Here is a 10,937-nt window from a genome sequence, read left to right on the forward strand (position 1 = left end):
CACAATTTATAGTACCTCCCTTAACTACAGTAAAAATATATATGGAGTTTATGGGTGAAACTGCTGTAGGGTTGATGATTGAGCAGTTAAAATATGAAAGAGAAATAGCTAAAAAAATAGTTATACCAACAAAAATAATAAAAAGAGGTAGTTGCTCACAAATCAAAACAAATTTATAGAGCAGTTTCCTTTTTAAATAAGCCGTACCTTCCAGATAAATGGGGGTACGGCTTATTGTATATATATTTTAATTAATCTTCTTTTAATGTTTTTATAATTTCATTAAGAGTATCTTCTTCACCATCACCAGTTAGCAGAGATATAGCTGCTATTATGTGAACGTTCATTTCTGATACATCAAATTCACCAGTAGTTACTAATAAATCATAATCTGGAACTATTGACTGAACATCTGTAAGTTTACACGGAGTTATAAGTACATCTATACCTTCCTTTTCACAAATTTCTTTTATTTTAGCTGCAACTACCGTTGATGTTGCTATTCCAGTTCCACAAGCCACTAATATTTTTTTCATTTTAATTCCTCCTAAGTTATGATAATTATTTAATTAATAATTAAATATGGTTTTAATTTATTCAAAACTTCCTCAATTGAAGAAGCATTAATAATTGATTTTAATGCGCAAGGATTTTTAATAAGCTTGACTATTTTCTGCAACATTTCAATATGACCGTGAGGCCCTTTTAGAGCTAGCATTATAATAATTTGTACATTTAGTTTAATAGTACTATCACCCATAGACCTAAATTCTACTGGATTTTTAAGTATCCCTATAGATATGGCATCCTCATTTACTAAAGTATGAGTTGCGTGAGGTATAGCTATTTTAATATCTACTGATGGTAACCCAGTAGGATATTTTTTTTCTCTTTCTATAATAGCTGTTTGATATTCTTTTTTTACATAACCCCTTTCATATAGCTTTGATGATAAGAAATTCAAAGCTTCTATACTATTTGAAAATTCTAGGTTCCTAAATACCAAAACGTTTTCATAATATGATTCTAAATTCACGCAGACCCTCCTATCCTAGTTTTATGCAACGAAGTTTTATAGTTAAAGTAAAGGTATACACAGTTTAAATTAATCCACAAAACTAGTATATATTAAAGTTAAATCTATAACAACCAATTTTGTTAAAATAATTTGTACAAATAAAGACCGTTAATTTTATTATATACATAAATTTTACATAAAAACTGTAACTTATAGCTAATTTATAAACTTTTATGTAAATTCAATAGGATAAATTTTTGATTTAATAGTTAGTGTAGTTAGGCTTTTAGTTATATTATGAACCAAATTTACAATAATATAACATATTATAAAAAACTAATGATATAACGGTTTTAGTTAGGACTATTTTCGTATAGAGGATACTTAGGCTCTTTAGTAGATAATAAAAAAATGAGCAATAATTAAAAAATTATTGCTCATTTTTATTATCTAGTTTGCTGCAGTAGAACAAGGTTCTAAAACAACAAGTTTATTTCCTAATTTCTGATTTTTCCAATTAAACACAAGGCATGAATCTAATTTAGGATTATACATATTAACGGCTTCATCTTTTAGAAACATTTTAAGGTTAAAGGCTGTATATATGAAAGCAGCTTTTTTCTTATTCACACTTGTGTATTTCCTCATATTAATTAATCCTGAAGCTGCACCAGCTAGATGAAATGATGGATCATATAGACTATTACGGCTATCAGATACAATTAATTTTACGTTTTGTCTAAGCTTTGACATAAGCTGTCTTACTAGGCTCATGCCACGTCCTTGAGGGAGATCTATATCTGTTATACCGACACTTAAACTCTCACAAACTTTACTCCATAATTCTCTATCACATTCTTTATCAATTTCTAAACAATCACCAAGAGTTATAGATTCAAGATACCGCAGATCATGGAAAACGTTACAATTTGCTATAAGGTCACAAAAATCAATTATAACAGGTTTGTCCTCAGTTATAATAATATTGTCTCCTTGAAAATCACCATGTGCATATGCAGTAAGACAAGTTACGGTTAAATCTTTCCAAATATTTTCATTGTTAAAGAAGTAATATGGGTTAGGAAGTAAGGCGTCAGTTCCATCTAAAGATATCCATTTTATATCTTTGTCCACTCCAATTGATTTAAAAGCTTGTACATATTTATCATCCATATATCTATATGAAAGTTCATTTTTAACAATTTCCATTGGAGAAATGAATTTTTTTACATGTTCTTTGTTCCAAGTAAACAAAAATTTAGTGATTGAAGATATTATACTATCTTTAATTTCATCTTCATTTAAAATTTTGTCTAAAAATGTCTCACTGTTATATATATCATCTCCTGCTAAGTCATATAAATTAACATATAATATAGCTTTGCTTTTGTCTTGAATTTTATAGCTAGCTATAAGTTTAGCAATATATTTTTGCATATTGTTACTTGATGCAAGTCCATAGGCCTTTTGAAACACTTTTCCTTCATTACTTCGAGTTACTTTTAAAATACCAACACGGTTTGCTGGGCCATATTCAACCATAAATACGCCAGCTTCAGAGCGTCCACTTTTAAATGTTTTTAATACTTGAAAAGGAGCAGTTTTATCTTTAGTTTCTTCACCTATTTTATTTATTTGATTTATCACATCTACAATTTTCATATATTATCTTTAGCTTGAAAGGTACTTTAGTACAAAAAATACAAAAGTACTATACTCACTAAATTAATCACTTCCTTTTTTATATACTCTTTTATAAATATACTTTTTTAAAAATATCAATTAAATATATTATATTATAATCACAAGGATTACACAAATGATTCAGGAAAATTAACTACACTAATATTTTCAAATAAAGCTGATAATACATGTTATCTTTAAAAGCTTATCTTACTTAAGATAAATCAACAAATGTGGATGGATATGTAGTTATCGATTCTGAAATGATGTTCGCCTATAAGGGTATTGAACCATATAATAAACTAATTGATGGTGAATTTCATGTATTTAAATTGGAGGTTTATATAAATGGTATATTCAAAAACAGCCTATCCTAAAATAAGTTTGTTAACACCACGTTTTAGGTTTGATGGATTTATCCCGGCATTAAAAGATAACCAACATATGCAATCGCTTGTATATATTCCTGAAGATAACGTAATTTTGGCTGCATATAAAATTTATGTAGGGGATCAGGGTACCTGTTCTATAAGGAAATTTAATGTCAATACAAAACAAGTTATAACAGATTATGATGGCCTTATGTTATACCACGCGTCTGACATGACCTATAATCCGAATACTAAAGAACTTTTTATAAGTACCTCAACAGATAGCAGGGGAAGAAATTATATAAGCGTATATGACTACACAAGTATGGAATTTAAAAGAGAATTTCAATATGATTATAAGTCAGTAGTTTATGGAATTGCATATGCAGCTGACACTAACCAGTTTATTTTTTACGATGATAGCAATATAAGAATTTGTGATGTGAATATGGAATCATTATCATTTTTTAATGTTCCACATAATGGGATGAATTACCAAAACATAGAGGCCTTTGGCAATTATGTTTATATTTATTACGATATTGCTATAAAAATTTATGACCTTCAAGGGAATTATCTAACTATGTATAATTTAAGCACTATAGATGAGGGAGAAGGTATGTGTTATATAGGAAATAATAAGTTTTTTTTAGGTAGAGATATCGTAAATAAGACTATGGAAATAACAAGAGATACGTCTAGAATTTATGTGTTTGATACTACATTAGCATGTCAATATGATGAAAACCCTTATAGGAGACCAGACAATCAAGTCGCCTATGACAAGATTTTAATTTCTGACACAATTATTATGGAATCGGGGGTATATTCACTTGCATCAAATTTAGGTGGGGTGAACAATTATTACTCAAATACAAGAAATGATAAGCGATCAATTGTATATAACACGGTACAAAATGAATTGGTATTTGACTGTTCATGGAGATCTTTTTTAAAAATTGATGATAAGGCATTAGTAGAAGGGGGGGTATCTGTTAGTCAAGATTTGAGCCTTGCAAATTACTTGGGAAATTATTTGATTCAGTTTGATTTTTATAGACTATTAGGGTTAGAATTTCGTTTTTTTAGGTTAGGAGCAAAGATAAATCTAAACTATATTACATCTGGTAAATTACATTTTAAGTGGTATATATATGTAAAATCATTAAACGTATAAGAGGTGAAATTGTCTAATGCGTCGGGGGTGACCGACAATTATATCTTACTAAACTGTAAGACAACTATTTTATTCGTAAGTGAAGTGACATGGAGTGCAAGCGGGAAGGGTTGTATAATATTGTTATAGTGATTAGGAAATAAATAAGAGCAGTATATTCTACGTGACATATAAAAAGGAGAGATATAAATGGAGATTTTAAAGGTTGAAAATTTAAATAAAACTTATGGCAAAGGTGAGAATAAGGTTGAGGCACTTAAAAATATAAATTTAATAATTAATAAGGGTGAGTTTGTTGCAATTGTTGGGGCATCAGGTTCTGGTAAAAGCACACTGCTTCATTTGCTAGGTGGACTTGATAGGCCAACTTCTGGAAATGTAGTTATTGATGGAGAAAGTATTTATGATTATAAGGAAGAAAAACTTGCAGTGTTTAGACGTAGAAAAATAGGGTTTGTATTTCAGTTTTATAACTTGCTTCCTATTTTAGATGTAGAAGAAAATATAGCTCTTCCAGCGCTCTTAGATAACGATAAAGTAGATAAAGTTTATTTAGAAGAGTTAATAAAAGTACTTGGACTAGGAGAGAGAAAAAATCATCTTCCATCGGAATTATCAGGTGGACAACAGCAAAGGGTATCAATTGGTAGAGCTGTATTTAACAAACCATCGATAATACTTGCAGATGAACCAACAGGAAATCTTGATACTAAAAATTCAAAAGATGTTATGGAATTATTAAAATTTACTGCTAAAAAATATAATCAAACATTAATACTTATTACACATGACCTCAATATAGCAAATATGGCAGACAGGGTCATTACTATTGAAGATGGTGAAATAACTTCAGACAAAAGTTTAAAAATAAATTAGGGGGGAGGGAAGACATGATAACTAGTTATAAACAGCTTACAGGAAAATATTTAAAGAAAAACAAGAAAAGAACAATACTTACGATTATCGGAATAATGTTATCAGTTGCACTTATATCAACAATTGGACTCTTTTTTAAAGGAATTCAGGATGCAGAGATACAGGATGCAAAAAACAATTATGGATCATATCATTTAGTATTTAAAAAAGCGAATACAAAGTTAGTATCTAAAATAGTTAATAACCCTAAGGTTTCAAGGAGTGGATCTTATACCATAAAAGAGGGAGTTAAAATAAATGATAAATTAGTTGCAGATATAATAACTGCAACAGATAAGGCATTAGAATTATTTCCTTATAAAACTAAACTTGGTAGGTTACCAGAGAAACAAAATGAAATAGCCATGGAACAATGGGAATTAAAATATATTAGTAATAACGCTAAGGTAGGAAATAAGATTAAAGTTGATAATAAAGAGTATATTCTTGTAGGCATATTACAAGATAATATATCAAGCCAGATGGATGGCGCTGGAATAATACTATTAAAAGATAATACTATAGATATTCAAAAATCCATGTTACTTGTAGAGGTAAGTCCAAAAACAAATTTAAAAACTGCTCTGAATGAATTAAAGAAGTTAGGAGATAAAAATACAGTTATCCCAAATGAAGTTTTGATACAATTACAGGGGGCAGGAGAGGCTAATTCAGGAATGGGAGGATTAATTGTAGCTTTATCAATAATCATTGGAATAGTTTTAATATCAACAATAGCTGTAATATATAACTCATTTCAAATAAGTATTGTGGAAAGAATTAAGCAGTTTGGTCTCTTAAGGGCAGTTGGAACTACCCCAAGGCAGATAAGAATGATTGTATTACGAGAGGCAACAATACTAGCAGCGATAGCTATCCCACTAGGATTAATATGTAGTATTATTGCTATAAATGGAATAATTATAGCATTTAGGTTAATAGGTGCAGATTCAGTTATTCCTATGAAAGTTTCAATATCACCTATAATTTTAATTATAAGCGCAGCAGTGGGAATCCTAGCAATATATCTATCAGCACTGGTGCCTGCATATTTTGCAGGAAGAATTTCACCACTAAATGCTATAAGTGGTAGAACAGCTATAACAAAGGAGAAAATAAAGAGAAGAAAAAATAGAGTGATTCAAAGAATATTCGGGTTTGAAGGAGCACTAGCTGCTAAAAACATAAAGAGAAATAGAAAAAGATATAGAATAACTGTTTTTTCTATAGTGATAAGTGTAGTATTATTTGTTACATTCAAATCATTCATGGATATGTCACTCAATATATCAAGTGATATTAATGATTCAAAAAACATTCATTTCTCAGTTGTAGGAAATGGTAAGGATACAGAAAAAACAGTAATAGATAATAAAACAGAAGATAATATTAAAAAATTGAAGGTAGTGGATAAGACATATAAAATATATGATTCATATCAGTTTGATGCTGCAATAAATAACAATAGCAAAGTTAAAGAAATTCAGGACATGGGGAATGTATATAAAAAAACAACCTTAGGTGGAGTAGATAAAACTCTTATAGGAGGTTCTATTGCAATCTATGATAAGGATTCATTAGAGGTTTCTAAAAAATATTTACAAGCAGGAAGGATTGACATAGAAAAATTAAATAATGAAAATGGAGTAATCTTAATTAATAAAAATGTATTATATGATCAAAATACAAAGAAAAATTATTTTGGTCCAATAGCAAATGTAAAAGTAGGTGATGAAATAGGCCTTCAATATGATGAAAATGAAGGTAGTGAGTCCAATGAAATAAATACAAAATTCGACAATAAGAAACTTAAAAAAGTAAAAATTATGGCAGTTTTGAGTGGTGACCCCTTCAACTATAGGGGATCTTCAGATGGACTTAAAATAATTACAACAGAGAAATTAGGTGAAAAACTAACAGGTGTAAAGGAGATTAAACCTACAGCTTTAAACATAGTTCTTAAAGATGTAAAAGATGAAGATGCAGGGAAACTTGGAATAGAAAATGTTATTAAATCAAATAGTTCTTTAATGGTAATAAATAATATAGATAACAATAGAAAAGATAAATCTTCAATGTTAATGATTGAAATATTATTGTATGGATTTGTATTGGTAGTGTCATTAATAGGTAGTGTTAATATTGTAAATACGTTAACAACTAATATTATACTTAGGAAAAGAGAGTTTGCTACATTAAAATCAATTGGTTTAACTCAAAAGGGGTTAAAAAAAATGATAGTGCTTGAAGGGCTTCTATATGGAATAGTTGGTGCAGTTTACGGCTGCACTGTAGGTACTGGAATATCATATCTACTATTTAAATCAATGGGAAATTTTAGAGAGTTTGGATGGATGGTTCCTTGGCAGGCAATAGGTATTGCGACAACAGCGTCACTAATTATTGGATATATATCAGTATTATCACCATTATCAAGAATTAAAGAATCAAATTTAATTGAATCAGTAAGAGAAGATTTTTAATAATCTTCTCTTTTCCTCGTTATATGATTTTAGAAATCAATAGAATTATATATGCAGTCTCTTTAAATTAAGACTTAAATGAGGTATCATAAAGGTGTAATTATAATACGATTTTTAGAACGAGGTGGATAAATTGAGTAGATTATTATTAGTTGAAGACGATGAATCATTGGCACTTGGCATAGAGTTTTCTCTAAAAGATGGAGGATATGAAGTTTCTATAACCTCAACAGTTGTTGGCGGAAAAGATCTGTTTCATAGAGAACCATTTGATTTAATTTTATTAGATGTTAACTTGCCTGATGGAAATGGATATGAATTATGTAAGTATATAAGAGAAAGTAGTGAGGTCCCTATAATATTTTTAACAGCTCTTGATGATGAGGTTAACATAGTACAAGGCCTTGAAATAGGTGGAGATGATTATATAACAAAACCTTTTCGCGTAAGGGAGCTTTTATCAAGAATAAAGGTTGCAATAAGGCGCAACTCTAAAAATATGTCCATAGAAAAAACAATGAAAAGTGGAAGTATATTTGTTGATAATATAAAAGGAACAGTAAAAAAAAATGGGGAAGCCATAAATCTAACGGCTCAAGAATACAAACTCCTATTAATATTTATGAATAAACCTAATATTTTGATGAAGAGAGATGAGATATTGAGTGAATTACTAGAAGGAGAGGATCCTTTCTTTGATGAAAATACTTTATCAGTTTATATTAAAAGAATAAGAGACAAAATTGAAGATAATCCAAGGCAGCCAGAGTATATAGTTAATAAACGTGGACTGGGGTATAAGTGGAATAAGGATGTGGTGTAGATGGATAAAAAGTATTTTGTTAATTCAGAAATTAAGATAAGTACGGTTATTTTATTATTTATAATGACTTTATTTTTAATTATTACATCACTATGCTTAAAATCACATAATGATGACCTAAAGAATGATTATATAAAAAGCTTGGGGGCAATAACGCAAAGGGTAGTAGCTAAAGATCCTCAAATGGAGAAAGAAATCATACCGCTTATTACAAAAGAAGTTTCAAAAAAAGAGGCGGCGCGAGGGAAAACTTTATTAAAGGAGTATGGTTTAACGCAGGATTTAGAAGATGAACTTTTCCCATACGTTAGTACAACTATAATAAAAAATAATTACTCTATAATATTAATTTTTATTTTTATGGCAGTTATATTATTTGTTCTCAATTATTTTCAATATAGTTTTTTTTATAAAAGGATAAGAAAATTAACACTTGCTGCAAAAAATGTAGTTGAAGGAGATTATGATATAGATATTAATGAAAATCGTGAAGGCGATTTTTCAAAATTAGCAATTTCATTTAATTCCATGAGGGGAATTATTAAAAGCAATTTAACTGAACTAGGACTAGAAAAACAATTTTTAGTGGATTTATTATCTGATATATCCCATCAGCTAAAAACCCCATTATCATCAGTAATCTTATATAACGATATTATGGTTACAAAGGAGCTTACCACGACGCAAAATAAAACATTTTTATTAAATAACCAAAACCAACTTGAGAAGATGAATTGGTTAATTAAAAATTTACTTAAGCTTGCAAAGCTCGATGCTAAAGCTATAGAAATTGTAAAAGAAGATCAAAGTTTAAATGAAACACTGCATGATTCAATAGATGCATTAGAAAGTAGAGCAACTGAATGCCAAGTTAAGATTATATTTAATGAAAAAGAAGAAATAAATTTTAATCATGATGTTTTATGGCTTCAAGAGGCATTTATTAATATTATTAAGAATGGAATAGAACATACACCTCCTGGCGGAAGTATAAAACTTACGCTTATGGAAAACCCATTATATACAAGAGTAACAATAGAGGATACAGGAGAAGGTATGACTGAGTTTGATTTGCCAAATATATTTAAAAGATTTTACAAAGCAAAGACTACAAGGAAAAGTGACTCTATTGGAATAGGGCTGTCTCTTTCTAAATCTATAATTGAAGCACATAACGGAATAATTGAGGTGCAAAGCAAGGTAAATATAGGCACAAAATTTATTATTACATTTATTAAACTCTAAAACATATAATACAATTTGATTTGTTTATAAAATTAATATTTAGCTTGACATAACCAACGTTCTAGTGTACTATTAGTATAGTTCACTAGAACAATAACAACATGGTGAAAGGAGATAGAAAAATGGTTACAGAATTTAATGACAAGTCGCCTATATACCTACAGATTATGGACATTGTAAAAATGGATATAGTTATTGGAAAACTAAAATCAAATGACAAATTACCGTCAGTAAGAGAAATGGCAACAAATATGAATGTAAATCCGAATACGCTTCAGAGATCTTATCAAGAACTTGAAAGACTTGGAATTGTTTATACACAACGAGGCACAGGGACATTTGTGGGTGAGAGTGAAAATATGGTAGATGATTTAAAAAGAGAAATGGCAAAAGAAGTTATAGATTCGTTTATACTTAGAATGAAGAATTTAGGCTTTGATGATAGTGAAATAATTAAATCTGTTTCCAAAGAAACTATGGAGGTAAAACAAAATGGATAATATATTAGAAGCAAGAGAAATACGTAAATCATACTTAAATAAAAAGGCGTTAAGAGGTGTAAACTTAAATATACCACTTGGGAAAATTGTAGGACTTCTTGGACCAAATGGTAGTGGTAAAACTACTTTCTTAAAAATTGCAGCGGGAATATTGCATCAATCTAAAGGAGATATACTAATAGATGATCATATACCTGGTGTCCATACAAAGTCAGTAGTTTCATATTTGCCTGATAATGAGTATCTTTTAAAGTGGATGAAAGTAAAGGATGCAGTAAAATATTTCAAGGACTTTTACTCTGATTTTGATGAGATAAAAGCTGCAGAATTATTGGTGTTTATGAATCTTAATGAGGATGACGCAGTTAAAAGTCTATCAAAAGGAATGAAGGAAAAGCTAAAGCTTACGTTAGTATTATCAAGAAAGGCTAAGCTTTATATACTTGATGAACCTCTTGGTGGTGTAGATCCAACTGCTAGAGAAAAGATACTTAATGCTATAGTTAGTAACTTTAGTAAAGATAGTTCCATGATAATTACAACTCACCTTGTAAATGATATAGAACGTATTTTTGATGACGTAGCATTTATATCTGATGGAGAGATAGTGCTTGAGGGCAATGCAGAGGAATTACGAACAAGCAGGGGAAAGTCAATCGATGAATTGTATAGGGAGGTATTTCAGTAATGTTTAAACTTGTAAAATATGAATTAAGAGCAAA

The 10,937-nt window shown here is 29.3% G+C and carries 12 protein-coding genes; 9 read left to right on the top strand and 3 right to left on the bottom strand.

Annotated elements, in window-relative coordinates:
* Positions 1 to 8 precede the first annotated feature (8 nt).
* On the top strand, positions 9 to 179 hold the full coding sequence (locus Q0649_RS23140; RefSeq protein WP_367179449.1) for a substrate-binding domain-containing protein: 171 nt from the start codon (positions 9 to 11) through the stop codon (positions 177 to 179).
* Positions 180 to 251: 72 nt separating this feature from the next.
* Here the strand turns inward: Q0649_RS23140 and Q0649_RS22890 are convergent, their stop codons facing one another.
* The 3 genes from Q0649_RS22890 to Q0649_RS22900 all read right to left on the bottom strand — a co-directional run bounded on the left by Q0649_RS22890 (position 252) and on the right by Q0649_RS22900 (position 2,680).
* Positions 252 to 536, bottom strand: a complete 285-nt coding sequence (locus Q0649_RS22890) for a PTS sugar transporter subunit IIB (protein WP_298847447.1) — start codon at positions 534 to 536, stop codon at positions 252 to 254.
* Between the two features lie 29 nt (positions 537 to 565).
* Positions 566 to 1,036, bottom strand: coding sequence for a PTS sugar transporter subunit IIA (locus Q0649_RS22895; protein ID WP_298847450.1), 471 nt, complete (start codon positions 1,034 to 1,036; stop codon positions 566 to 568).
* Between the two features lie 432 nt (positions 1,037 to 1,468).
* Positions 1,469 to 2,680, bottom strand: coding sequence for a hypothetical protein (locus Q0649_RS22900; protein WP_298847452.1), 1,212 nt, complete (start codon positions 2,678 to 2,680; stop codon positions 1,469 to 1,471).
* A 254-nt stretch (positions 2,681 to 2,934) separates the two neighbouring features.
* Here Q0649_RS22900 and Q0649_RS22905 point away from each other — a divergent pair, with 254 nt between their 5' ends.
* From Q0649_RS22905 to Q0649_RS22940, 8 genes are all read left to right on the top strand, one after another.
* Positions 2,935 to 3,078, top strand: coding sequence for a hypothetical protein (locus Q0649_RS22905; RefSeq protein ID WP_298847454.1), 144 nt, complete (start codon positions 2,935 to 2,937; stop codon positions 3,076 to 3,078).
* Entirely contained in the window at positions 3,050 to 4,249 is a 1,200-nt protein-coding gene (locus Q0649_RS22910) for a hypothetical protein (protein ID WP_298847457.1), read from the top strand. The genes Q0649_RS22905 and Q0649_RS22910 overlap by 29 nt, the downstream gene beginning before the upstream one ends.
* A 189-nt stretch (positions 4,250 to 4,438) precedes the next feature.
* Positions 4,439 to 5,125 carry an ABC transporter ATP-binding protein gene (locus tag Q0649_RS22915; protein WP_298847460.1) on the top strand — a complete coding sequence of 229 codons (687 nt, stop codon included), beginning with the start codon at positions 4,439 to 4,441 and terminating at the stop codon, positions 5,123 to 5,125.
* 14 nt (positions 5,126 to 5,139) lie between these two features.
* Positions 5,140 to 7,647 (top strand): FtsX-like permease family protein, encoded by a 2,508-nt coding sequence (locus Q0649_RS22920; protein ID WP_298847465.1) that lies wholly within the window; start codon positions 5,140 to 5,142, stop codon positions 7,645 to 7,647.
* A 124-nt stretch (positions 7,648 to 7,771) separates the two neighbouring features.
* Positions 7,772 to 8,470 (top strand): response regulator transcription factor, encoded by a 699-nt coding sequence (locus Q0649_RS22925; protein ID WP_367179447.1) that lies wholly within the window; start codon positions 7,772 to 7,774, stop codon positions 8,468 to 8,470.
* On the top strand, positions 8,471 to 9,715 hold the full coding sequence (locus tag Q0649_RS22930; protein ID WP_298847470.1) for a HAMP domain-containing sensor histidine kinase: 1,245 nt from the start codon (positions 8,471 to 8,473) through the stop codon (positions 9,713 to 9,715).
* Positions 9,716 to 9,837: 122 nt separating this feature from the next.
* Positions 9,838 to 10,215 carry a GntR family transcriptional regulator gene (locus tag Q0649_RS22935; protein WP_298847473.1) on the top strand — a complete coding sequence of 126 codons (378 nt, stop codon included), beginning with the start codon at positions 9,838 to 9,840 and terminating at the stop codon, positions 10,213 to 10,215.
* Entirely contained in the window at positions 10,208 to 10,903 is a 696-nt protein-coding gene (locus tag Q0649_RS22940; protein ID WP_298847477.1) for an ABC transporter ATP-binding protein, read from the top strand. Before Q0649_RS22935 ends, Q0649_RS22940 begins: the two co-directional genes overlap by 8 nt.
* The last annotated feature ends 34 nt before the right edge of the window (positions 10,904 to 10,937 follow it).

Origin of the sequence: uncultured Clostridium sp. (genome assembly GCF_937920395.1) — a bacterium.
GTDB lineage: Bacteria > Bacillota > Clostridia > Clostridiales > Clostridiaceae > Clostridium_AD.

What these genes read in the sequence shown, in the direction of transcription:
- Q0649_RS22890 (WP_298847447.1), bottom strand. Translation starts at nt 536, where the DNA reads ATGAAAAAAATATTAGTGGCTTGTGGAACTGGAATAGCAACATCAACG.
- Q0649_RS22900 (WP_298847452.1), bottom strand. Translation starts at nt 2,680, where the DNA reads ATGAAAATTGTAGATGTGATAAATCAAATAAATAAAATAGGTGAAGAA.
- Q0649_RS22910 (WP_298847457.1), top strand. Translation starts at nt 3,050, where the DNA reads ATGGTATATTCAAAAACAGCCTATCCTAAAATAAGTTTGTTAACACCA.
- Q0649_RS22915 (WP_298847460.1), top strand. Translation starts at nt 4,439, where the DNA reads ATGGAGATTTTAAAGGTTGAAAATTTAAATAAAACTTATGGCAAAGGT.
- Q0649_RS22920 (WP_298847465.1), top strand. Translation starts at nt 5,140, where the DNA reads ATGATAACTAGTTATAAACAGCTTACAGGAAAATATTTAAAGAAAAAC.
- Q0649_RS22930 (WP_298847470.1), top strand. Translation starts at nt 8,471, where the DNA reads ATGGATAAAAAGTATTTTGTTAATTCAGAAATTAAGATAAGTACGGTT.
- Q0649_RS22935 (WP_298847473.1), top strand. Translation starts at nt 9,838, where the DNA reads ATGGTTACAGAATTTAATGACAAGTCGCCTATATACCTACAGATTATG.
- Q0649_RS22940 (WP_298847477.1), top strand. Translation starts at nt 10,208, where the DNA reads ATGGATAATATATTAGAAGCAAGAGAAATACGTAAATCATACTTAAAT.